Raw genomic sequence first — 21,753 nt, 5'->3', positions numbered from 1 at the left:
AATTCGTAAACTTTATCGGGAAGGGGACTGTTCAATTATGCTGCGTTTTCTGTTTGACGAGCCGCAGAGAGAACCGAAAGGAATGCTTGCAGAAACGTACCGTTTAATGGAACAGTTCGTTTCCATGCTGCCCAAGAACATTGCAAAAGGCGGCGACAGCGGTCATAAGCTCCGGAAATATGAAATTTGGACGCTCGGCTTGCGGTCGTCTTTGGATGAGCTTGAGCAAAGCCACTACGCCGCGGTAAAATTTCAGCATCAGATTACCTCATCCTCTGTTATGCAAATGACAGCGGATGAGAGGATGAATTATAATCGGTATATCTATTTTGATAAAAATGCGTTTATCCGTGTCTTCTCCTTGCTCGATAAGCTAGGCACCTTGCTTAATGAGCTTCTCGATATGCGGACGGAGAAAATAAAAGCTCATTTCTCTTATTTCACCGTTTTGCGCAATATGCGGGAGAAGAAGGCTCATCCTGAGCTGATGTGGAAGCTGAACGATGTAAAGGAGAAGTATAAGGAGCCGATGACACGGCTGAGGAAGCGTAGAAACACGGAAATCCATTACATGAACTCGGAAATGCAGGATGATTTGATCCAGAGCCACCGTATGTACGGAGAAGAAGTTCAATTGGAAAATATTGCGCAGCAATCGGCTGATTTGACGCAAGGCTTGTACTTGGCTATGGAATCGCTGCTGCTTACTTTTCAATACGCATGCAGCTTAATGCGGAACAAGTAACCATAATCCCGAGGGAGGAATACTCGTGGAGCATAAGGGCAGAACAGCGCTAGTAACGGGCAGCGCCAAAGGACTCGGCAAAAGGACGGCACTGCAGCTTGCCGAGCAAGGCTGCAATATCGTCATTAATTATTACGAGAGCGAGATTGAAGCGCACCAGGTGAAGCATCAGATTGAGCAGCTGGGTGTAAAAGCGATTACCGTTCAAGCCGATATCGCGACCACTGATGGCGTGGAGAAGCTTGCGGTTGAAGCTGAACGATGGGCGGGCGGCATCGACATTCTCGTAAACAATGCGGGCCCGTTCGTACGTCAGCGCCGACTGTTCAGCGAGTACGACGAAGCAACGATCATGCGCATGGTGCATGGCAATCTGTTAGGCGTTATGCTGCTCGATCATCGGCTGCTTCCCCGCATGAGGGAACGTAAATGGGGACGCATTATTCACTTTGGCTACGGTCATGCAGGAGAAGCGAGAGCGTGGCCGCATCGGGCGGTATACGCAGCCGCGAAGACTGGTCTTGTTTCCTTCACGAAGTCCCTTGCCGTTGAAGAAGCGCCGTTTGGCATCACAGTTAACCTGATTGGACCGGGAGATATTCGCGGTGTCAACAAAGAACGCTCCATCGCGGAGGTCGAGGATGAATTCGATACGGAATCGCCGATTGGCCGTCCCGGAACGGGCGAAGATGTAGCGCGCGTCATACTGTTCTTGTGTGAAACGAAATCCACCTTCTTGACCGGAAACGTTATCGACGTTACAGGCGGGTTCGACCCGATCCGTGCGAACATTAAAGGGATGTGTTAAAAAAATTAGTCAAAAAAAGAGTCTTAACGAGAAGCAGCGGAGCTAAGCTCCGTGCCACCGGTAAGACTCTTCGTCATTTGAGCGTAAAAGGTCAGAAATATACGTTCTTTTATTCTAGAATACTTGAACGACTTCGACTACACCTTCTACTTCTTCGAGAAGTGCACGTTCGATACCCGCTTTAAGCGTGATCGTCGAGCTCGGGCAGCTTCCGCATGCGCCCATTAAACGAAGCTTGATGATGCCGCCTTCGACATCAACCAATTCAACGTCGCCGCCGTCGCGCTGCAAAAACGGACGAAGTTTATCTAATACGTCCAATACTTCATCGTACATCGTGTCTTGTACTTGTTCACTCATTGCAATCATCTCCTTTCTCCCCTATTATAGTACAAAGTGATAAAATTGAAAATGGATAGTAACTGAGTAAAGTTAGGTGAAGCATGGTGATTAAACCAATGATCGAGTTTTGCGCCAGCAACATGCATCATGGCACAGACCGGATAATGAAGCTTTTCGAGCAAAATGATGCATACGAAGTTATCGAATACGGCTGTCTCGGCAACTGCGGCGAGTGCTATTTGAATCCGTTCGCGCTTGTGGACGGCACTATTGTATCTGCTGAAACAGCTGATGAGCTGTACGATAATATTTTAAAAGCAATCGAACAGCAGCAAGCCGATCGCGAGGCGCTCGATAAACTGCTGGACGATTTATGATCCCATTAGCCGAGATGGCGCTTCGAGCGCCAGAGTACACCGCTCTTCACGAGGCGTGGAACGCGTCCCAGAATAGGCGTGCCGCCCATAAGTCCGAAGCCGCTTTTCTTGCCGAGTGAGCCAAGTACGCCCTTCAGCTTTATTTTGCCCAATCGAGGCGTTTTATCATGCCATATAGCGTAAAGCACCTCGGCGATTTGCTTGCCTTGAGCGCCAGCGGCTTGGCCGCTGGGCGACAGAGGCAGCGCTGCACAGTCTCCGACAATGAATACATCCTGATAATCCGGCAGCTGATGATTTTCGTTTATGATCAATCTTCCTTGGTTATCCTTCGGCAAATTCATGCGCTGTACAAGCGGAACAGGCTGAATGCCTGCCGTCCATACCGTCACATCGGTGTATATAGGTGAAGGTGAATTACCATCATGCAAAATACCGGCCTCGAGCTTTGTCAAACAGACATGACCCCGCATTTCCACGTTATGTTCCTGAAACCATTCCGCGACAAATGATTGCAGCTTTCCGGGAAAAGCAGATAACACACTTGGTCCACGATCCAAAATACGAATATTGAGGTCGGAACGGCTTTCCCGCAGCTCGGCAGCAACCTCTACGCCGCTTAAGCCGCCGCCGACAATAGTGACTTGGCCGTAAGGCTTCACGTCATTAAGCAAAGCGTAGGTTCGTCTAGCGGCCGAGAACGTTTGAATGCTGGTTGAGAAAAGTTCAGCGCCTTCGATTCCATGGTATTTGTCCGTACAGCCAAGCCCGATAACGAGCCAATCGTATTCAATCGGTTCCTGTCCTTCTATATGGACCAATCTTAGCTCCATGTCAACATCCGTTACTTCACCATATGCGAGTGTAATTCTTGGGTCCACCGGAAATTTTACGCGCAGCTCTAAATCGGAAACCGTCCCTGCTGCGAGTGCATAATATTCCGTTTTCAAGCCTTGAAACGGCATGCGGTCGATCAACACAATGGAAACGTCATGCGGCATTTGCTTCTCTAATAACTCATTTGCGATGGCGAGTCCGCCATACCCTCCACCCAAAATAATAAGTTTTCTCATATGATTCCAACTCCACAACTCTAAATGATAATTTATCTTTTGCTTCCGTCATGCCGTTTACTCATTCGTACACTTTAATTTCATTGTAAAAGGTATCGCGTTCGACCGGAATTCGACCCGCGCCTTTAATAAGCCAAATCAAGTCCTCGCGCGTAATCCCTTCCGGTGTAAGGGCTCCTGCGGCATGGCTGATTTTTTCCTTCACGATCGTACCGTGCGCATCCGATGCTCCCATGGTCAACGCGACCTGAGTCAATTGAACGCCAATATTAATAAAGTATGCTTTGATGTGCTGGAAGTTATCAAGCATTAACCGGCTGATCGCGATCGTCTTCAGGTCCTCGAAGGCGGAGTTGCGGCGGCGTATGCCGGCTCTTGGATTTATCGGCTGCATCGATAGCGGTATGAAAACAAGGAAGCCGTTTGTTTCATCCTGAAGCTCGCGAATTTGCATCAAGTGGCGGATCCGGTCTTCTTTCGTTTCAATCGAGCCGTAAAGCATCGTGGTATGCGTTCGCAGCCCGAGCTCATGCGCCGTCCGGTGCACCTGTAAATACTGGGTTACGTCGGCTTTGTCGACGCGCATCTTTTTGCGGTAATGATCGGATAAAATTTCGGCGCCTCCGCCGGTTAAGGACTGCAGCCCGGCTTTCATCAGCTCCTGCAGCACTTCCTTGTAGGATAGTCCGCTAATGCGCGAGAAAAAATCGATTTCCGCAGCCGTGTACGCTTTAAGCGTTACTTCCGGGAACCGCTCCTTCAATGCCTTAAGGGAATCGACATAATATTGGAACGGAACATGCGGATTATGTCCGCCGACAATATGGAATTCCCGGACGCCCGGATGGAAATGCTGCTCCACATATTCAATCATTTGCTGACCGCTTAATGTATAAGAGCCTTCTTCGCCTTCGTCCTTACGGAAGTTGCAGAATGCGCAATGCGCTTCGCACACATTCGTGAAATAAAGACTCATGTTCTCGATAAAATAAACCTTTTTGCCGTTTTTGCGCAGCGCAACTTCATTGGCTAATTGACCGATTGTAAGCAGATCATCCGATTGATATAAGTAAATGCCATCCTCCAGCGTAAGTCGCTGGCCATGACGCACTTTTTCAATAATGTGCTGCATTTGTTTATCCTCTGTCGGTAAAACGACGTTCATGGCGGAGCCTCCTGTTTTAAGTAGTTTGTGAAAAAAATAACTTGCTTATCCGATTAAGAAGCTGTAACTATTATAAACCTCATGCGTAGCGCGGGCAATAAGAAAAGTGTTCCGTCGCCCATATATTGGAATATTGGTCTTATAGGCACGCTTCTCTTGAGCGTGTGAACAAACTGGAGTATACTACAAATAAGTAAGTGAACTTTTGTTAATGATAAGATGGATAAATGGAGGGATGTAGCATGATCACAATTAGTGATACAGCATCTGACAAAATAAAAGAAATGCTGGAGCAGGAAGGGACTCCCGGTCTGTTTCTTCGTATTGGCGTAAAAGAAGGCGGCTGCAGCGGCTTCTCCTACGGTATGGGATTTGACGATGAGCAGCATGACGGGGATAAAGCGTTGGATATGGAAGGCTTGAAGGTTGTTGTCGACGAAGACAGCCTAAAGTATTTGAACGGCCTTGTTATTGATTTCAAAGAGTCTGCTATGGGCGGCGGGTTTACGATCGAAAATCCTAACGCCAGCGCAACTTGCGGGTGCGGCTCGTCGTTCCGTACGGCTACGGATGCAGGCAAACCTGCAGCAGCCGGCGAGTGTTAATCTGATCAATGAAAATGATGGCCTTCTGAGCTAATGTACGTTAGACGTACACACAAGCTCAGAAGGTTTTTTATTAGAATAATGGCATTTGATGCCGTTATCGTGCTCGGATGCAGGCGTCATCAATCGTTCAGTCTCCATGCAGAAGCTATATGAAAAGCATGCTTCGGGGAGCAGCGGTGTAATAAGGAGCAACAAAGTGGCAACACTAACGCAGTCTGATTATACCCGCGGAGGTGTTGGTGTTCTATGAAGCATTTGATCGTCTATTGCCATCCTAACCCTGAAAGCTTCAATAATGCGATAGTGGATGCTTTCACCGGTGCGTTGAAGCAGCAGGGGCATGAGGTTGTTGTCCGGGATTTGTATGCAATAAAATTTGATCCTGTGCTTAGCGCCAGTGATTTCAAGGCTTTGCGCGAAGGCAACATACCTGCTGATATCCAATCAGAGCAGGATCACGTGAAATGGGCGGATGCGATCACAATGGTCTATCCGGTTTGGTGGACAGGCTTGCCGGCCCTGATTAAAGGATATATCGATCGGGTCTTCTCCTATGGCTTCGCCTATGCATACGGAGAAGACGGGAACATCAGCAAGCTGCTTGCCGGCAGGAAGGGTTTCATCATCAATACGCACGGCACCCCATCCGAAATTTATAGTAATATTGGTATGCATGAAGGTTTGAAAATAACATCGGATACCGGTATTTATGACTTTAGCGGCATTGAGCCGGTTGGGCATTTATTTTTTGGCAGCGTAAATCAGATTGATGATGCCGCTCGCGGGAAGATGCTCGAGGAAGTAAAGGAAAAGGCGGCTAGCCTGTTCCTATAGGCTGCCATTTACATGAATTTGATTAGGGCCTCATCTCTCGACAAACGGTCGAGGGGAGGTCCTATTTTTTAGCTATGGAAGCACGGCTATTTTCAGGTAGAAACGGATAGAATGTTAATGATTATAAGAATTACAAACCGATTGGAATGATAGTCGTGATGAATATCCATTGGCGTTTAGCAGAGCTGTGGCAGCTGCAGCAGAGCAGGGGCTTATCTGAAGACGAAGTATCAGAAATGAACTGCTGCATGAAGCTGAATGCGAACTATGCATATAAACTTGCTGAACAATATAATTTGGGGCTAGTGGCAAGTATGACAAATGACTGGGATTGGCTGCATGAAGTATCTGCCGAGATTGATAAGCTAGAGTCCATATACAATAGTAAAAAGCCATATTTCTTTGAGCGGTGATGATTTTAAATTTAGCAGAAAAAGAGCAGGAATGGCGTTTTTGCTTACGATTACCCTCGAAGAAGATTCTATCAAAATCTCACACTGGCCAATTTCCGTTGCATACCAATCCTCTAAGATGTATCGCCAGCTTTGACTTTCGATGATTGCCTACACGATAAGTGACCTGTATATTCAATATGTGGAGGAGCTGACAGATATGCGAAGCGTGGTCAGCCATTGAACCGAGGCGAGTGGGACATGGGAGGAAGGCGAATCATGTTAATCTTGTTTTTTCTTTTTTTAATCTTAGCCGGTATTGGAATCATAGAAGTTTCGTTTCGGAAAAAACTAAAAAACGATGAAATAATAATTGATAAGCTCGATCAATTACTGCATGAAATCAAAGCGATGAATAAAGATGAATAAAGCTAACAATCAGGAGGATGATAAGAATAAAACTATTATTCATTTGCAGTCGAAATAAGTGGCGGAGCTTGACGGCCGAGACGATATTCCAGGGAGTGGGCGGCCACGAAGTGAGGTCCGCTGGAACGGAAGAGTATGCGCGCATTAAGGTGAACGAAGGGCATGTCGGCTGGGCGGATCTTATTTTTGCAATGGAGAAAAAGCATGTCCGGCGATTACAGGACAGATTTAGTCATGCCCTTATTAACAAAAAAGTGATCTGTCTTCATATACCGGATGATTACGGATATATGGATGAGGACTTGATTGGGCTGCTTCAATCGGGTGTGTCAGAGTATATTGAAGTTTCAGAGTACGACACGGGAAGGAAACGTGTTTCTAAGAATGGTGCCGCGTTGTGAGCAGCCGTACCTAATCATTAGTTATTATTGCAGTGCTTAAGTCCCTATTGTGGAACCTTTTGCCAAGGATGATCGTCTTTATGGTTATCGCATGGGATCGGGGGATGATTGGGTGAAAAAAGGGTTTATTGTTGGTATTGGCGTCATTGCAGTGTTAGCTGCATTATCATTGTTTCTATTCCGGGTGAGCGAGGACAAGGTTGTCGTACAGCGGATGGTTGATTTTGAGACGGCAGAGCTTAATTCCCAAATGGAATGGACGGACCGGGACGCTGTGCGATCATTTGAATACGCGGTCAGATTTGCTAAAAGGGAGCCGGGGACGGTCGATATCGCTGCTCCGCCGTATTCGTTTACGCTAGGGGATAACAGCTATTTACTCTGGATTTCGCCGGATTATGAGCTGGGACAATTCATGAAGGCAGGGCAAACCGGCACCTTATACACGGTGAGGCAATCTTTGGCTGAGAAGCTGAAAAAGCTGCTCTCTCAGGCCGACTCTCGATTCGGCAAAGCGGCCGGAACGTTGGATTCTGAGGTTGAAGGATCGCCCGCACCTTCCGATGAAGCCTTTTCATCGCCGGATGAACGATCCGCTGCCCCCGCTTATTTAGATGAATCGAAGTTTTCCGTTGAGGAGCGTCCGCTTATTCACCTGATTAATTTACGAATAAAATATTTATTTGAAGAGGATCAGGAGAGTTTCATTGCATTATACACAGAATCTGCGCCTATCGACAGAACACTTGCAGAAGATTTTCCGCGTTTCAAAATAACAAGCGTCGAGGTTGATGGCGGCATTGTAATAAACGAGCAGAGGTCGTTGTTCGAGGCTGTTGTTCAAGTCAAAGAATCGAAGGATTTTGGAGAACCGAGCAGTTCGGTGTACGTGTTCCAAAAAGGCAAGGATGAAGATGCCGAATGGCTTATCGCTGATGTAGATTAGCGGTAAAAAAGGGCCTTAAACCTCCAGAGCCTGCCCCTTTCGGGGTAGCGACAGAGGTATAAGACCCTTAAATAGCGCTATTTTTGTTTAAAGCGCGGATTTCATTCTATTAGCGCCATTATTTACCGTTATCTCATCACAACCTGCGATTTTTCTTGAGATTATTCTTTGCAATTCTAAGGCGTAACGAACTCCACCTCGATATGCACCACTTCCGACCGGCTGCCGATCCGGACAGGCGGTCCCCAAGTGCCGAAGCCTGAAGAAACAATTGCATGTAATCCGCCTTTCTTCAAATAACCCCAATCCAGCTCGAACAGCCGTCTCGTAATGAGATGATTCGGAGCCATTTGACCGCGGTGCGTATGGCCGGATAAGGAAAGGTCAATGCCGTTATCGGCAGCTATCGCGATGTCCGAAGGCTGATGGTCAAGCATAATGAGCGGCAGCGACCTATCGAGCGGCGATAGAAGCTCGCTTATTGGAAGCCTGCTCTCGGCGCCGAAGCTTCCTGCTGCTTTGTCCTTGCGTCCGATGACGTAGAAGCTGTCGTTAATAAGGGCGGATTCATCCATCAGTACGCGAATGCCTATCGCATCCAGAGCAGCAATGAATGCCGGTACCTTCCGGCCGATATATTCGTGATTGCCCGTTACCGCAAATACGCCAAGCGGCGCTTTCAGCTTGCCAAGCACGTTAGTCATTTTTTTGCGGAGAAAAGGCTCGATATCATCGTCCAAAATGTCTCCCGGCAGTAAAATAATATCCGGTTTAATATGCTCCACTTTAGCGACCAGCCGTTTCAGATGCCGGTTGCCTACGATTGTTCCCAAATGAAGGTCGGATGCCATTGCGATCCGCAGCTTGTCCATCTTTCCGGCTTGTTTCGGAATTTGCACAGAGTACGTTCTAATAACGGGACTCCAGGCGTTCCAGCTGCCGCGAATAAGAAGGACGGCCAATATAAGGAAGGAAATGCTCCCCACTCCAACTATATAAATAGACTGTTGAGCGCCTAGCGCTTTAAGGATAAGTCCAATCAAGTTTGCGGGAGGAAGGATGAGCACGGCGTATTCCAGCACCGCAAACCAGTAGGAGCCAACTATTTTCAACGCTTCTGCCAGAGGTCTTACCGGAGTCGAATAGCTTACTCGTCCCAGCAAATAAGCATAAGCGATCAGCCCGACGCATGCCGCATAAACTCCCCCATGGTTCCATTTAAATAGAGTCGATAGAAACAGCCAGCCATTCCACCCGATATACGAGGAAATACCGCTGTACACGAGTAAAATACATATGAAAATAGCAACAAAACGCAAGTTCATCGGTCAACGCTCCCTGACTATTAATCTGCTAAAATATAAGCTGAACCTACTATATCACACCGGGATTGCAGCAGCAAAAATACGCAAGAATAGCAGGATATGATTGCTAATAGGCATTTGTTTTAATACGATAATAGACAAGGGAATATAAGACAGCAGAGGTTCGTGAGGGAGCCTCAATATAAACTTTCAAGGAGGATTTAATAATGGGAAATCCGGTTATGTCGAAGGACCAATTCGAGCGGGCTGTTCAGTTTATGAAGGAGACTGCTAGACCGCTTGAGCAAGCATGGTTTGCGTATGAGTTTGATGGCGGCTCTGCCGGTGACGTAATGAGGGAACTGGCAGTTTATCAAAATGCCGACGGCGGTTTTGGAAATGCACTAGAACCGGATGTAAGGGTGGCGGCCTCCTCGGCACTGGCAACGACGGTAGCCCTGCAGCAATTATCCAGGTTGAAAGCAGACAGCAGCTCGCCGCTCGTTAGCGGTGCGATCCGATATTTATTAAATACCTATAATACGACGCAGCAAGCAGGCTGGGATATCGTACCGTCCGAGGTAGAAAGTGCTCCTCGCGCTCCTTGGTGGAATTACAATGCTGCACATGACGGCTGGGGAAATCCTGCTGTCGAAATCGTCGGCTTCTTTTATGAATATTCGGATATTGTTCCAGCAGAATTGCTGGATCAGTTGACGCAGCATGCGATTACATATATCAATGAAACGTCCTCGCGCAAAGATTTCCACGAGCTGCTCTGCTGTTTGCGCTTCGCTGAGCTGGTACGTGAGTCCGTGCTCCGCGAGGTTAAGCCGGCGCTGGACGAGATGGTTAACAATTGCGTGACAACAGATCCGAGTCAGTGGAATGGCTATTGCTTGACGCCAATTCAGGTGGCTGAATCTCCAAATTCCATATATTATAGTCAATTGAGCAGGAGTGCGTTGTTATATTTGGAACATTTGCTATCAAAGCAGCAGGAGGATGGATCATGGGCGCCAACGTGGAGCTGGGGGCAGTTCGAAGAGGTATGGCCGCAGGCTGAACGGGAGTGGAAGAGTGTACTGACGCTTGAAGCGTTGCGCAGGCTGAAAGCCTATGGTATCGTTTCGTCATAGTTAATGATGCATGATCAGGTATGATGCGGCATCTAATGAAATGGAGCGAATAACGAATGAAATCGCTTGTACTAGCAGAGAAACCGAGCGTAGCGAAGGAAATTGCCCGTGTGCTCGGATGCGGACAGAAGCAAAAAAGCTACATGGAAGGTCCTAAATATGTCGTAACGTGGGCGCTGGGTCATTTGGTGACGCTGGCTGAGCCGGAGGAGTACGACCCGAAATACAAGACGTGGAATTTGGAAGACTTGCCGCTGCTGCCTTCCAAAATGAATCTCAAGGTAATGAAAGAAACGTCGCATCAATTTAAGGCTGTAGCTCAACTATGCAAAAGGCAGGATATTAGCGAGCTCATCATAGCGACCGATGCCGGGCGTGAAGGCGAGCTGGTTGCCCGCTGGATCATGGAGCTTGTGCATTGGCGCAAGCCGTTCAAACGGCTGTGGATTTCATCGCAGACGGATAAGGCGATTAAAGACGGCTTCAGCAGCTTGAAGCCTGGCAAAGACTATAACAATTTGTATGCTTCGGCCGTTTGCCGCGCCGAGGCGGACTGGTTAATCGGATTGAACGTTACAAGGGCGTTAACGACCAAATATAACGCTCAGCTGGCAGCCGGACGCGTACAGACGCCTACGTTGTCGATGCTGATGGAGCGTGAGCATGAAATACAATCGTTTCAGTCGCAGCCATATTGGAATGTAACGGCTGACTTCGGAACCTTCTCAGCGTTGTGGCGCGAGGAGGAAACGCATGACGGCAGAGTGTGGAACCGTGCCGATGCCGATGCTGCAGCCGCTCGTATTCAAAACGGCAGTGCCAAAGTAGACAAGCTTCGTACTGTGGAGAAATCGGAGCCGCACCCTCAGGCGTATGATTTGACCGAGCTTCAGCGGGATGCGAACAAAAAGCTCGGCTTCTCTGCGAAACAAACGTCAAACGTGCTGCAAAAGCTTTATGAACAGCACAAGCTTGTTACCTATCCGCGAACCGATTCGCGTTATTTGTCCAGCGACATGGTGCCCACCTTAAAAGGACGTTTGGAAAGCATCGCCGTCGGCCCTTATACGCAGCTTGCGCGTAAGCTGCTCAGAGGGCAGCTGTCTGTTACGAAACGAATCGTGGATGACAGCAAAGTAACCGATCATCATGCCATTATTCCTACCGAGCAGTTCGTGCAATTAGCTGCATTAAGCAACGAGGAGCGCAAGCTGTATGATCTGATCGTAAGGCGTTTTATTGCTTTATTTTATGGGCCTTACCGATATGATGAGACAAGCGTCGTGCTCGCGGCCGGTAAGGACCGGTTTTATGCGAAAGGCAAGATAGAGAAGGAGAAGGGCTGGAAGGAAATATACCAGTCGGGCACATCTGCTTCTGCTCAAGACGAGGATGAGGACGACGATAATGATGCGGCGCAAGGCAAAACCGATCATCAGCCGGCACAGCTTCTTCCTCCTCTCGCGGTAGGACAAGCGCTGCCTGTTAAGCAAAGCAAAGTTCGGGAGCTCCGCACGATGCCGTCTGCCCGGTACACGGAAGCGACGCTGCTCACCCGAATGGAGAAGCATGGCTTAGGCACGCCTGCTACTCGGGCAGACATTATTGAAAAGCTGCTGGGAACGGATACGATTACGCGAACGCAGAATAAGCTAATGCCAACCGGCAAAGGCAAGCAGCTTATTGAATTGGTTGTTAATGAGCTGAGAAGTCCTGATTTGACGGCGAAGTGGGAGCAGGAGCTGGAGCGAATCGCCAAAGGAAAGGGCGATCCGGCAGCATTTATGCGCAGCGTTCGCGAGCAAGCGTCAAAATGGGTATACGAGGTAATCGCCGAGACAAAGGAATATAAGCCGCATAATCTGACCCATTCGCGTTGTCCGGAGTGCGAGAAGCCTTTGCTCGAAATAAATGGCAAGCGGGGCAAATCGCTCGTTTGCTCCGACCGTGAATGCGGCTATAGGCGTGCATCTGAGCCTATGTTGTCTAATAAGCGCTGCCCGCAATGCCATAAGAAGATGGAGATTCATGACGGGAAAGCAGGCAAGTATGCGCAGTGCCGTCCCTGCAACGTCATCGAAATGCTTGGCGATAAGCAAAGCGGCAGAGTAAACCGCAAGCAAAATCAGAAGCTAATCGAGCAGTACAGCGATAACGCGATATTATCAAATAGCCTGGCGGATAAGCTGAAGGCAGCAATGGAGAAGCAATCTGATAAATGAAGCCCCTCTCGGGGCTTTTTTTATATATTAATAGAATTGCTAATAGGATAATGAAGTCAATATATTCCATTAATAGATTCATAGATTTCGATTAAAGTTTTTTATAGAAATTGAAAAGATTTGGCCTGTGGATAACTGTATCCCCAATATCCACGTTGGCATCCCATATCATTCGACGTATATCCACACATTATACACACAGTATCCACACTGCTTTGTGTATAACTAGGGCTGTTGTCCTTTGGAATAGTGCCATGCTACTATGAAAAAGCAATAACCAATGGATGGAAGAAAGGGAGTGTAACGATGGAGCTACTGTCTGATGAACTGTTGATTGACACTTACTATGCAGCGATTCAATTTAAATTAGAGCCGGAATTCATCCGGTTGCTAGCTTTGGAGATGAAGCGTAGACAAGTCAATCCGGAAGCTCGCAAAATAACCGCTTAAAAAAATTATCGCGGGCATTTGCCGCCGAATACTAACGCCATTCCGCAACCGATACCTCGGCTGTTTGCTTGCAGGTCGAGCAATATATAATATGTTTGCAATCATTTTTGTTTTGCAAATGATCGCTACTCTGAAGATTTCCTTCCTCTATCGGTTCGTAGGGGGCGTAAGGCCCTGTCAAATCCGACATTCGACCACAATCGACCACTGTTCCTGCACAGAAGGAACAGCTTCCTTGTAAGGTTTGAATTCCGTTACACACTGGACAAAACATAAGGGTATCCTCCTCGGCGCACCGCGCATATGAATGCAGTAGGTGCAGGTTATGACTCCGCCAAGGTTAGGATACCCTTTATGTTTATTTTTTAAATAATAATGATTAAAGCTTCATATTGCTGCTGTGTCCGGGGGAAAGCTTTGCTTCCGGGTCAACATATACTTTCGCATTGTTGATAGCGGTTGGCGCTTCGCCGAAGCCGACGGCAATTAGCTTAAGTTTGCCCGGGTAGGTAGTAATATCGCCTGCAGCAAAGATTCCGGAAATGCTTGTCTCCATCCGTGTATCGACAACGATCGATCCGCTTTGAATATTAATGCCCCAATCCGCGATCGGCCCGAGCGACGATACGAAGCCAAAATTTACAATGACCGCATCGACGTCAAGTTCAAAGGTTTCTTTCGTTTTTACATCGCTTAAGGTTACTTTATGAATGCTGTCATTACCGTGAAGCGCAATTATCTCTTTTGGCGTCAGTACTTTGACCTTTGAATTCATAAGGTTTTCTACGCTATGCTCGTGCGCCCGGAATTTATCACGGCGATGAATGAGCGTTACGCTTTCTGCTATCGGTTCCAGCATGAGCGCCCAGTCAACCGCAGAGTCGCCCCCGCCGCTAATTAATACCTTCTGTCCCTTGAAGCGCTTCAAATCGCCTACAAAGTAGTGGAGATTCTTCTTCTCGAACTTCGATGCTTCCGGCAATTCCAGACGGCGGGGCTCAAATGCGCCTACTCCGGCAGTTATAATAACAGCTTTTGCATAATGGGTTGTTTTGTCAGTAACAATTTCAAAGAGGCGTTCGTCATGCTTGATGACGTTAGCAACCTTTTCCTCCAAACAAATTTCCGGTTTAAAATGCTCGAGCTGCTCTATCAAACGGTCTACCAGCTCTTGAGCTGTAACTTTTGGAAAACCAGCGACGTCATAAATATATTTTTCAGGATAAAGCGCTGCAAGCTGACCGCCCAGCTGCGGCATGCTCTCGATTAGTTTGACCGATGCTTGGCGCATTCCGCCATAGAAAGCAGCGAATAAACCTGCAGGGCCTCCTCCGATAATGACGATATCGACAGGGTTTACGGGTGTTTCAGCATTAGACAATGTTGCCACCTCCACTTAATAAACTTTACGATTTTTATTATAAACTTTCGTGTGCGAAGAAGGAAATAATTAATTTGTATGGAGTTCTAAACATTTTCGTATAATTTGCACTTGAACTTTTCTCGAAAACTATGTAATATTTCTGATGTATGTTAAGCATGAGACTGGCTGCAAAGATAGCGAATTGTCGAAACTATAGCCAGCGTCTCATTGATAAAAGGGCTTCAAATGGAACACACTGTAATTATCATTCTAATTTTACGGTTTAGCTTGTGTATTTTTTCACAATGTAAATAAAAAGACAAAAGAATGGATGGGATCACGAGATGAGTAACATACCTAAAATCGTTATTCTTGGAGCGGGCTACGGCGGCATTTTGACCGCGCTTCGTTTGCAAAAAGAACTAAATTACAATGAAGCTGACGTAACGTTGGTTAATAAGCATGATTATCACTACATTACGACACATCTTCATATGCCTGCAGCTGGTACGGATAATCCTGAAAATGCCCGCGTGAGCATCTCCAAATTGATCGATGAATTTAAAATTGATTTCGTTAAATCGACAGTTGTACAAATTCGTCCGCAGGACAAAAAAGTTATTCTTGAAGACGGCACACTGTCTTATGATTATTTGGTTATCGGACTTGGCGGCGAGCCGGAAACTTTCGGTATCCCGGGTCTTGGCGAGCATGCCATGAACATCCGCAGCATTAACTCTGTTCGCTTAATCCGTGAACATATCGAGTACCAATTCGCACGTTTCAAACGCGAACCGCACCGCACGGACTACTTGACGTTCATTGTTGGCGGCGCAGGCTTCACAGGCATCGAGTTTGTTGGCGAGCTTTCCGATCGTATCCCTGAGCTGTGCAAGCAGTTCGACGTAGATCCGGCACTCGTGAAAATTTACAATATTGAAGCTGCTCCAACAGCACTTCCTGGCTTCGATCCTGAGCTGGTTCAATACGGCATGGATGTATTGACGAAAAAAGGTGTAACATTCCGCATTGGCACTGCCATCAAAGAATGCTCGCCGGAAGGCGTTATCGTAGGCGAAGGCGAAGAAATCAAATCTTCAACTGTTATTTGGACCGGCGGTATTCGCGGTAACCGTCTAATTGAAGAAGCTGGCTTCGAAACGATGCGGGGACGGGTAAAAGTTGATGAGTTCCTTCGTGCTCCAGGCAATGATAATATTTACATCGTCGGCGACAACTCGCTGATGTTTAATCCGGAAGGCCGTCCATACCCGCCGACAGCACAAATCGCAATGCAACAAGGCGTAGTATGCGCGCACAACCTTGTAGCTTCGATCCGCAATCAACCGCTGAAAGGTTTTACGTTCAGCAACAAAGGTACAGTAGCATCGCTTGGTAAAGGCGAAGCGATCGGTATCGCTTTCGGTAAAAAATATAAAGGCCGCGTAGCAGCATGGCTGAAAAAATTGATCGATATTCGTTACCTGTTCATTATCGGCGGCATTCCGCTCGTTCTGCGTAAAGGGAAATTTCTATAATGAGACACTGCAGCGTACAAGTCCGCGGACTGCTAACGAGAGACGAGCTTGATCGTTACAACGCATTGATGGAAGTCGGTTCCTTTCTAGAATCGCAAAATCGGTATGACTTGGCTTATACGGTGCAAAAAGAAGTTGACCTGCTCATTCAGCCGGCAATCGAAAGGCTGAAGGACAAAGGGCGCGAGCGCGATAGAGCTACCCAGGAGTATTTGGAGGCAAAGCGGCTCGGTTTAGATGAGGAAGACGAGGAAGACGATCACTAACGATAAAAGGCTTTCGCTTGTTAACAGCATGTTGTGCTGTTCAACGGCGAAAGCCTTTTTTTAATAAACGGGTGTTATCTGATCGCTCTATAGCTGAAGTAATGCAGCGAACTTCTCGCTGTTCAGCAGATTGCCGACGTAGAAGTCGCCGAAGTCTGCGAAACGCGCGCTTACTTCGTCAAAGCGCATTTCGTAAATAAGCTTTTTGAACTGAAGCGCATCGTCTGCAAAGAGCGTAACGCCCCATTCCCAATTGTCAAAACCGACAGAGCCGGTAATGATTTGTTTTACTTTACCCGCGTATTGACGGCCAATCATGCCGTGGCTGCGCATCATAGTACGGCGCTCATCCATGCTGAGCATATACCAGTTGTCGTTTCCTTCGCGGCGTTTGTTCATCGGATAGAAGCAGATGTGGTTTGCTTTGGGCAAAGTAGGCTTCAATCTCGCGATAATGTCCGGATTTTGCATCGGATCAGTGCCTGGCTGTGCCATGTAGTTGCTTAGCTCCACGACACTCACATAAGAATGTACAGGGTAGGTGAAGCTCGCGAAAGTCGTTTTGTTGAACGCAGTCTCGATAGCGCTCAAGTCCTCTAACGTTTCACGCAAATGCATGAATACGAAGTCTGCCTTTTGGCCGACTACAGAGTAAACGGCGGTGCTGCCTTGTTTATTTTCCTCCAGCTCAGTCCATTGCTGCAAAAACGATTGCAGCTCGTCCAGCGCACGGCTGCGCTCACTTTCATCGGCTAAGCGCCATGCGGTCCAATCAATGCTGCGGAAATCATGCAGCGCGTACCAGCCTTCTAACGTTTGTGCTGCTTCACTCATTGGATAAATGCTCCTCTCAAGCTCCTTAATGATGCTCCAACTATTGTATCGTAACCGGGCTAAGCTGAGCAAATGGCGGTCTTGTGACATTTGTCCACATCTAATTGACTTCCGAAGTACCATTAATTAAACTAAGAAACGAGAGTCTGAAAGGGGAAGTTTGGATGCTTCAATTAATTATAGCGACGGTGCTGTTTCTGGTCATGATGTTTGGCATCGGCTTTATCTTGAATATGCTGTTAAAAACAACCTGGTTCCCGCTTTATCTATTTATTATCGTATTAATTCCGCTCGGGATATGGGCGCCTTGGGATAAAACAGCGTCAGCGACGATAGAAAACTTCGCTCATTATACGGTCGTTGATTACATACCTGTAATCGGAGCGCTCGTTGGCGCTTATGTAAGCGGCTGGGCAATTCAAGCGCTGCGTAAAGGCGGCTATAAAATGTTCTAAAATAAAAATCCCTCATCCGGGGGATTTTTCTATTTTTCGACTCGTCCCGGAGCGTTGTTTTTATGCTAAAATGATAGATAGAAAGTAAGGGATGGAGCTGGTGCGATGCGCATCAATAATATATTGCAGTACACGGAACATCACCGTTATTACATATTTCGTGATTTTTCGCTAAGCAGTCTGGACTATAAAATGCTATCGCTAATCTATCAGCCGATGATTGGCGCATTTGCGGTTGCCTTATATCAGCAGTTGTATCACGGCATTGCAGAAGGTTGCTCAGGCTATTCGCCGCTGGAACCGCAACGGAAGCTGTTCCTTGGTTTAGGGCTGGAAATGAACGAGCGCAGCCGCAAGCATTTGATTGATCAGGCATCCAAGCTTGAAGCTGTCGGCTTACTGCAGACATCGCGGCTCGGCTTGCCTGACAATGCGGATGTTATATATGAATACGAGCTGGCGCAGCCGCTCTCGCCTGCTGAGTTTTTTCGCAACATGCATTTGACGATGCTCCTTCGCGACAAGGTAGGCAAATATGCGGTTATTTCGCTGCGAGAATCGTTTGGCGCAAACGAGCCGGATGAGCTGGCGCAAGCGCAATTGACGAAAGAAAACATATCGGTACCTTTTTATGAGCTATTTAAGCTTAACCTGCAGTCAGTCGATAATGAGCTTGAGCAAGCGCTCACTGAGGTTGCGCCATCGCGGCAAGCATCAGCCCGGTCGACACTTGCGACAGCCGGTATTCCATACGGTGAAATTATTTTGCGATTCCCGCGTAATTCGGCGAACCGTCGTTTTGTTGAACGGCTGCGCGGTGATGAAGAGCAGCTGGCACAGGTTAATTATGTCGCTTATAAATACAATTTAACCGTAGCCGACTTGTGCCGGCTGCTCGATGAGGACGGCATATTCAGCGATAACGGTCAATTAAATGTCGATGAGATACAGCTGCGGGCCAACCAGTTTTACCGGCAGGACAAGAAGCGGGAGGGCGATCGGCAGCGTACGCTTGCACGAACTCCAGTTACCACGAGTGAACCGTTCGATTCGGAAGAATTGGACGAGGAATACGAGGTTCAGGAGCAAGATTATTTGCAGGTGCCTAATCAGCTGCTTGGCCGCTGCGATATACAGCAATACAACATGCTTATGCGCAATGAGCCGCATACCCGGTTTCTGCAGCGCTTTTTTCCTGGCGCGGTACCGGATTGGATAGAACGGGTTTTTGAACGAATTGATTTGAACTATAAGCTGGCAGCACCGGTCATAAACGTCCTTATTCATTATGTTATTGGAGCTAACGATGCGCAGCGGGTCACGAAGACATTTCTCGACGCAGTAGCGTCGAACATGCTTGTGAAGCAAATTGATACATTTGAGAAGGCCGTGCAGTATGTAAGAGAGCAAGCGCAGGTTGAGCAAGAGAAGGAACGCCGGAAGGAAGCGGCAGCCAGCTTCGGCGGAGCGGGCGGAGGCGCATATAACGGCGCCAAGGGGAACGGCCGCAGCGGTGGAAATAACCGCGGTACTTCGCGTAAGCCATCGATTCCGATCGTAGAGGAAGGACAGCCGGCTTCGGCTGTATCGGCCGATGAGCTTGAGGAGCTGCGCAAGCTAGCGCGCAAATTAGACGGGAAATTATAGGATGGGGGGGAGCGGACGATGGAATCATTGGGTGAAATGCTGAAATCTTGGCCGACGGGTCAAGCCATAACGGAAAAGGCGGATCATAAGCTGGCGGAGATGCTCTCAGAACCGCTTGTCGAGAAGCTGCGAACGAAATATCCGGAGCTGGATGAGCGGACGATCCGTCTCAACCTTAATCGCGTATATCAATATGTTACGGAGTATCGGAACTGTTCGAATTGCCCGGGACTTGAGAAGTGCCCCAATGACTTTGAAGGCCATTATACGCTGCTGAGCTCTGATACGGTGAACGGTCATACACAGCTTTATGACCGTAAGGTCGCGTGCAAGAAGTTTATCGCCCGCCAAGGCGAAGACCAGATCCGAAGCCGCATCCGCAGCTTCTATATTGATGAAAAGGCGCTGCAGCGCGGCTATTCATCCGATGAGATTTTGACCAATGACATGGAGCGCGCGAAGGCAGTTGGCCAAGTGCTGCGGTATATCGACCGGACGAAGGAGTATGGCCTGCAGGAAGAAGGACTTTACTTAGCAGGGCGGTTCGGGACAGGAAAGACATTTTTGATGTGCTATCTGCTTCATGAGCTGGCGAAGGCCGGCTATTCCGGTGTTATCGTCTACATGCCTGATTTTGTTGAGGATTTAAAGACGCTTATGCATGAGCCGGGCAAGCTGAAAGAAACAGTTGAGATGATGAAGGAAACCGATCTTCTTATCTTTGACGATATGGGTGCGGAAAATTTAAACCCTTGGGTGCGTGACCACGTTCTGGGCGCAATCCTGAACTACCGGATGCAGCGAAAGCCGACGTTCTATACCTCCAATTATGAGCTGGATGCGCTTGAGCGGCATTTCAGCTTCACGAGCAAGGATGGCGACGAGCTGCACAAAGGACAGCGCATAATGGACCGTATACGGCCTTATGTAGAGGTTGTAATGGTTACAGGAGAAAACAAGCGCGGACGAAGAAAATAGCAATTATATGAATTTATAAGGTTAGGAGAGGTGCATTTATGCACCTCTTTTTTTGTTCGAATTATAAAGCTTTTTTATAATACTTATTATTTTTTTTGAAATTTAGTATTGACAGCTAGCGGGGAGCGCTGGTAAGATTCATCCATAACCAACTAAACAGGTAGGAATAATTGTTTTACGACCGGACCACCGGAGTTGACACCTATTTGACAAGGAAACATTGTTGCTAATACACATAGCATAATTGTTTCTAGAAGCCTGTCATATTAAAAGGGGTGTATGGAAGTATGAAGAAAATTACTCATGTTCGATCCATTGTTATCATTTTGGTATTAACGCTTTTATTGGCTGCTTGCGGTCAAGGAGGCAGCAATGCGGCAAACAAACAATCCAATAAACCTGCAAACGGAACAAACGTGACGAACGCTCCGGCAACCGAAGAGGCGTCTAAAGAAAAGCCTAAGCCTCCAGTTGAGCTGCTGAACGTATCGTATGACCCGACCCGTGAGCTTTATGTAGAATTTAATGAAGCATTCGCTAAGCACTGGAAAGCTGAAACGGGTCAAGAAGTAACGATTAAACAATCGCATGGCGGTTCAGGTAAACAAGGCCGTGCCGTTATCGACGGTTTAAAAGCGGACGTAGTTACGTTGGCGCTCGGGTATGATATTGACGCCATCACGGAGCCTGGATTGATCAATTCGGATTGGCAGTCAAAATTCGAGCACAACAGCTCGCCTTATACATCAACAATCGTATTCCTTGTTCGCAAAGGCAATCCGAAAGGCATTAAAGACTGGAACGATTTGATCAAGGATAAGGTTGAAGTAATTACACCAAATCCGAAAACATCAGGCGGCGCCCGCTGGAACTATCTTGCTGCATGGGGCTATGCGCTGAAGCAAAACGGTAACGATGAGGCAAAAGCACAGGAGTTTGTAGCTGAATTGTTTAAGCACGTGCCAGTTTTAGACTCAGGCGCCCGCGGATCAACAACAACATTCGTAGAACGCGGAATCGGCGACGTATTGCTCGCTTGGGAAAACGAAGCATTTCTTTCGATCAATGAGCTTGGCCCGGACAAATTCGAAATCGTATATCCCTCACTTAGCATCTTGGCGGAGCCTCCTGTAGCTGTCGTTGACAAGGTGGTTGATGAGCGCGGCACCCGTGAAGTTGCAGAAGCATACCTGAAATATTTGTACACAGAAGAAGGTCAAGAAATCGCAGCGAAAAACTATTATCGTCCCATTTCCGAAGCAATAGCCGCGAAATATAAAGATCAATTTAAAGAGCTTGAATTGCTGTCGATCGACAAGGATTTTGGCGGCTGGAAAGAAGCGCAATCGAAACACTTTGCTGACGGCGGGGTCTTTGACAAAATTTACACACCGGGATCATAAGGTAAGATTTGAAGAAGACTGGAGCTGACTTCAC

Annotated in this window: 24 protein-coding genes; 18 read left to right on the top strand and 6 right to left on the bottom strand. The window is 47.5% G+C overall.

The annotated features are described in order from the left end of the window. Nucleotides 1-37: 37 nt before the first annotated feature. Together DFP97_RS25740 and DFP97_RS25735 are read left to right on the top strand one after the other, a co-directional pair. Complete coding sequence (locus DFP97_RS25740; protein WP_114383540.1) at nt 38-745, top strand: Cthe_2314 family HEPN domain-containing protein; 708 nt, start codon at nt 38-40, stop codon at nt 743-745. Nucleotides 746-770: 25 nt separating this feature from the next. Continuing rightward, entirely contained in the window at nt 771-1,553 is a 783-nt protein-coding gene (locus tag DFP97_RS25735; RefSeq protein WP_114383539.1) for an SDR family oxidoreductase, read from the top strand. Nucleotides 1,554-1,667: 114 nt separating this feature from the next. On the opposite strand, the gene DFP97_RS25730 is transcribed toward DFP97_RS25735, so the two are convergent. Then, entirely contained in the window at nt 1,668-1,913 is a 246-nt protein-coding gene (locus DFP97_RS25730; RefSeq protein ID WP_053372062.1) for a NifU family protein, read from the bottom strand. A gap of 89 nt (nt 1,914-2,002) precedes the next feature. Between DFP97_RS25730 and DFP97_RS25725 the strand changes: the two genes are divergently transcribed. Next, nucleotides 2,003-2,272: a YuzB family protein gene (locus tag DFP97_RS25725; protein ID WP_114383562.1), complete on the top strand. Its 270-nt coding sequence runs from the start codon at nt 2,003-2,005 to the stop codon at nt 2,270-2,272. A 5-nt stretch (nt 2,273-2,277) separates the two neighbouring features. Here DFP97_RS25725 and DFP97_RS25720 read toward each other — a convergent pair whose 3' ends face one another. Together DFP97_RS25720 and mqnE are read right to left on the bottom strand one after the other, a co-directional pair. Continuing rightward, the gene (locus DFP97_RS25720; RefSeq protein ID WP_114383538.1) at nt 2,278-3,345 is read right to left on the bottom strand and encodes an NAD(P)/FAD-dependent oxidoreductase; all 1,068 of its coding nucleotides are present in this window, start codon (nt 3,343-3,345) and stop codon (nt 2,278-2,280) included. A 61-nt stretch (nt 3,346-3,406) separates the two neighbouring features. After that, nucleotides 3,407-4,510 carry an aminofutalosine synthase MqnE gene (gene mqnE / locus DFP97_RS25715; RefSeq protein WP_114383537.1) on the bottom strand — a complete coding sequence of 368 codons (1,104 nt, stop codon included), beginning with the start codon at nt 4,508-4,510 and terminating at the stop codon, nt 3,407-3,409. 242 nt (nt 4,511-4,752) lie between these two features. Here mqnE and erpA point away from each other — a divergent pair, with 242 nt between their 5' ends. The 6 genes from erpA (at nt 4,753) to DFP97_RS25690 (ending at nt 8,120) form a co-directional block, all read left to right on the top strand. Beyond that, on the top strand, nt 4,753-5,115 hold the full coding sequence (gene erpA, locus DFP97_RS25710) for an iron-sulfur cluster insertion protein ErpA (RefSeq protein WP_114383536.1): 363 nt from the start codon (nt 4,753-4,755) through the stop codon (nt 5,113-5,115). A gap of 249 nt (nt 5,116-5,364) precedes the next feature. After that, entirely contained in the window at nt 5,365-5,952 is a 588-nt protein-coding gene (locus DFP97_RS25705) for an NAD(P)H-dependent oxidoreductase (protein ID WP_114383535.1), read from the top strand. A gap of 158 nt (nt 5,953-6,110) precedes the next feature. Then, the gene (locus DFP97_RS25700) at nt 6,111-6,365 is read left to right on the top strand and encodes a DUF7667 family protein (RefSeq protein WP_245976600.1); all 255 of its coding nucleotides are present in this window, start codon (nt 6,111-6,113) and stop codon (nt 6,363-6,365) included. A gap of 258 nt (nt 6,366-6,623) precedes the next feature. After that, nucleotides 6,624-6,773, top strand: a complete 150-nt coding sequence (locus DFP97_RS30960; RefSeq protein ID WP_181873675.1) for a hypothetical protein — start codon at nt 6,624-6,626, stop codon at nt 6,771-6,773. 17 nt (nt 6,774-6,790) lie between these two features. After that, nucleotides 6,791-7,174: a low molecular weight protein tyrosine phosphatase family protein gene (locus DFP97_RS25695; RefSeq protein WP_114383533.1), complete on the top strand. Its 384-nt coding sequence runs from the start codon at nt 6,791-6,793 to the stop codon at nt 7,172-7,174. Between the two features lie 112 nt (nt 7,175-7,286). Beyond that, nucleotides 7,287-8,120, top strand: coding sequence for a YhfM domain-containing protein (locus DFP97_RS25690; RefSeq protein WP_114383532.1), 834 nt, complete (start codon nt 7,287-7,289; stop codon nt 8,118-8,120). Between the two features lie 176 nt (nt 8,121-8,296). Here DFP97_RS25690 and DFP97_RS25685 read toward each other — a convergent pair whose 3' ends face one another. Then, nucleotides 8,297-9,445: a metallophosphoesterase gene (locus tag DFP97_RS25685; protein WP_114383531.1), complete on the bottom strand. Its 1,149-nt coding sequence runs from the start codon at nt 9,443-9,445 to the stop codon at nt 8,297-8,299. Between the two features lie 206 nt (nt 9,446-9,651). Between DFP97_RS25685 and DFP97_RS25680 the strand changes: the two genes are divergently transcribed. The 3 genes from DFP97_RS25680 to DFP97_RS25670 all read left to right on the top strand — a co-directional run bounded on the left by DFP97_RS25680 (nt 9,652) and on the right by DFP97_RS25670 (nt 13,235). After that, nucleotides 9,652-10,563 carry a hypothetical protein gene (locus DFP97_RS25680; protein ID WP_114383530.1) on the top strand — a complete coding sequence of 304 codons (912 nt, stop codon included), beginning with the start codon at nt 9,652-9,654 and terminating at the stop codon, nt 10,561-10,563. A 56-nt stretch (nt 10,564-10,619) separates the two neighbouring features. Continuing rightward, on the top strand, nt 10,620-12,785 hold the full coding sequence (locus DFP97_RS25675) for a DNA topoisomerase III (RefSeq protein WP_114383529.1): 2,166 nt from the start codon (nt 10,620-10,622) through the stop codon (nt 12,783-12,785). A gap of 306 nt (nt 12,786-13,091) precedes the next feature. Next, nucleotides 13,092-13,235 carry a sporulation histidine kinase inhibitor Sda gene (locus DFP97_RS25670; protein ID WP_114383528.1) on the top strand — a complete coding sequence of 48 codons (144 nt, stop codon included), beginning with the start codon at nt 13,092-13,094 and terminating at the stop codon, nt 13,233-13,235. A 379-nt stretch (nt 13,236-13,614) separates the two neighbouring features. Here DFP97_RS25670 and DFP97_RS25665 read toward each other — a convergent pair whose 3' ends face one another. Further along, nucleotides 13,615-14,616: an NAD(P)/FAD-dependent oxidoreductase gene (locus DFP97_RS25665; protein ID WP_114383527.1), complete on the bottom strand. Its 1,002-nt coding sequence runs from the start codon at nt 14,614-14,616 to the stop codon at nt 13,615-13,617. 326 nt (nt 14,617-14,942) lie between these two features. Here DFP97_RS25665 and DFP97_RS25660 point away from each other — a divergent pair, with 326 nt between their 5' ends. Both DFP97_RS25660 and DFP97_RS25655 read left to right on the top strand, forming a co-directional pair. Further along, nucleotides 14,943-16,136, top strand: a complete 1,194-nt coding sequence (locus DFP97_RS25660; protein WP_114383526.1) for an NAD(P)/FAD-dependent oxidoreductase — start codon at nt 14,943-14,945, stop codon at nt 16,134-16,136. Beyond that, nucleotides 16,136-16,402, top strand: a complete 267-nt coding sequence (locus DFP97_RS25655) for a hypothetical protein (protein WP_114383525.1) — start codon at nt 16,136-16,138, stop codon at nt 16,400-16,402. Before DFP97_RS25660 ends, DFP97_RS25655 begins: the two co-directional genes overlap by 1 nt. Nucleotides 16,403-16,489: 87 nt before the next feature. Here DFP97_RS25655 and hemQ read toward each other — a convergent pair whose 3' ends face one another. Beyond that, nucleotides 16,490-17,236 carry a hydrogen peroxide-dependent heme synthase gene (gene hemQ, locus DFP97_RS25650; protein ID WP_114383524.1) on the bottom strand — a complete coding sequence of 249 codons (747 nt, stop codon included), beginning with the start codon at nt 17,234-17,236 and terminating at the stop codon, nt 16,490-16,492. Nucleotides 17,237-17,400: 164 nt separating this feature from the next. Here hemQ and DFP97_RS25645 point away from each other — a divergent pair, with 164 nt between their 5' ends. The 4 genes from DFP97_RS25645 (at nt 17,401) to DFP97_RS25630 (ending at nt 21,719) form a co-directional block, all read left to right on the top strand. Then, nucleotides 17,401-17,691: a YuiB family protein gene (locus DFP97_RS25645; RefSeq protein WP_114383523.1), complete on the top strand. Its 291-nt coding sequence runs from the start codon at nt 17,401-17,403 to the stop codon at nt 17,689-17,691. A gap of 105 nt (nt 17,692-17,796) precedes the next feature. Continuing rightward, complete coding sequence (locus tag DFP97_RS25640) at nt 17,797-19,338, top strand: replication initiation and membrane attachment family protein (RefSeq protein ID WP_114383522.1); 1,542 nt, start codon at nt 17,797-17,799, stop codon at nt 19,336-19,338. 18 nt (nt 19,339-19,356) lie between these two features. Beyond that, on the top strand, nt 19,357-20,316 hold the full coding sequence (dnaI, locus tag DFP97_RS25635; RefSeq protein WP_114383521.1) for a primosomal protein DnaI: 960 nt from the start codon (nt 19,357-19,359) through the stop codon (nt 20,314-20,316). A 287-nt stretch (nt 20,317-20,603) separates the two neighbouring features. Beyond that, a complete protein-coding gene (locus DFP97_RS25630; RefSeq protein WP_114383520.1) occupies nt 20,604-21,719 on the top strand; it encodes a sulfate ABC transporter substrate-binding protein in 1,116 nt (371 codons plus the stop codon). Nucleotides 21,720-21,753: the final 34 nt, after the last annotated feature.

The organism is Paenibacillus prosopidis, assembly GCF_003337375.1.
Classification (GTDB): Bacteria; Bacillota; Bacilli; order Paenibacillales; family Paenibacillaceae; genus Pristimantibacillus; species Pristimantibacillus prosopidis.
The sequence above is the reverse complement of the archived record's forward strand: the minus strand, read 5'-3'. Positions and strand labels throughout refer to the sequence as shown.

Coding starts and splice junctions, on each gene's coding strand:
- DFP97_RS25740 (WP_114383540.1), top strand. CDS start 38: ATGCTGCGTTTTCTGTTTGACGAGCCGCAGAGAGAACCGAAAGGAATG.
- DFP97_RS25730 (WP_053372062.1), bottom strand. CDS start 1,913: ATGAGTGAACAAGTACAAGACACGATGTACGATGAAGTATTGGACGTA.
- DFP97_RS25720 (WP_114383538.1), bottom strand. CDS start 3,345: ATGAGAAAACTTATTATTTTGGGTGGAGGGTATGGCGGACTCGCCATC.
- mqnE (WP_114383537.1), bottom strand. CDS start 4,510: ATGAACGTCGTTTTACCGACAGAGGATAAACAAATGCAGCACATTATT.
- erpA (WP_114383536.1), top strand. CDS start 4,753: ATGATCACAATTAGTGATACAGCATCTGACAAAATAAAAGAAATGCTG.
- DFP97_RS25705 (WP_114383535.1), top strand. CDS start 5,365: ATGAAGCATTTGATCGTCTATTGCCATCCTAACCCTGAAAGCTTCAAT.
- DFP97_RS25700 (WP_245976600.1), top strand. CDS start 6,111: ATGAATATCCATTGGCGTTTAGCAGAGCTGTGGCAGCTGCAGCAGAGC.
- DFP97_RS30960 (WP_181873675.1), top strand. CDS start 6,624: ATGTTAATCTTGTTTTTTCTTTTTTTAATCTTAGCCGGTATTGGAATC.
- DFP97_RS25695 (WP_114383533.1), top strand. CDS start 6,791: ATGATAAGAATAAAACTATTATTCATTTGCAGTCGAAATAAGTGGCGG.
- DFP97_RS25685 (WP_114383531.1), bottom strand. CDS start 9,445: ATGAACTTGCGTTTTGTTGCTATTTTCATATGTATTTTACTCGTGTAC.
- DFP97_RS25680 (WP_114383530.1), top strand. CDS start 9,652: ATGGGAAATCCGGTTATGTCGAAGGACCAATTCGAGCGGGCTGTTCAG.
- DFP97_RS25675 (WP_114383529.1), top strand. CDS start 10,620: ATGAAATCGCTTGTACTAGCAGAGAAACCGAGCGTAGCGAAGGAAATT.
- DFP97_RS25670 (WP_114383528.1), top strand. CDS start 13,092: ATGGAGCTACTGTCTGATGAACTGTTGATTGACACTTACTATGCAGCG.
- DFP97_RS25660 (WP_114383526.1), top strand. CDS start 14,943: ATGAGTAACATACCTAAAATCGTTATTCTTGGAGCGGGCTACGGCGGC.
- DFP97_RS25655 (WP_114383525.1), top strand. CDS start 16,136: ATGAGACACTGCAGCGTACAAGTCCGCGGACTGCTAACGAGAGACGAG.
- hemQ (WP_114383524.1), bottom strand. CDS start 17,236: ATGAGTGAAGCAGCACAAACGTTAGAAGGCTGGTACGCGCTGCATGAT.
- DFP97_RS25645 (WP_114383523.1), top strand. CDS start 17,401: ATGCTTCAATTAATTATAGCGACGGTGCTGTTTCTGGTCATGATGTTT.
- DFP97_RS25640 (WP_114383522.1), top strand. CDS start 17,797: ATGCGCATCAATAATATATTGCAGTACACGGAACATCACCGTTATTAC.
- dnaI (WP_114383521.1), top strand. CDS start 19,357: ATGGAATCATTGGGTGAAATGCTGAAATCTTGGCCGACGGGTCAAGCC.
- DFP97_RS25630 (WP_114383520.1), top strand. CDS start 20,604: ATGAAGAAAATTACTCATGTTCGATCCATTGTTATCATTTTGGTATTA.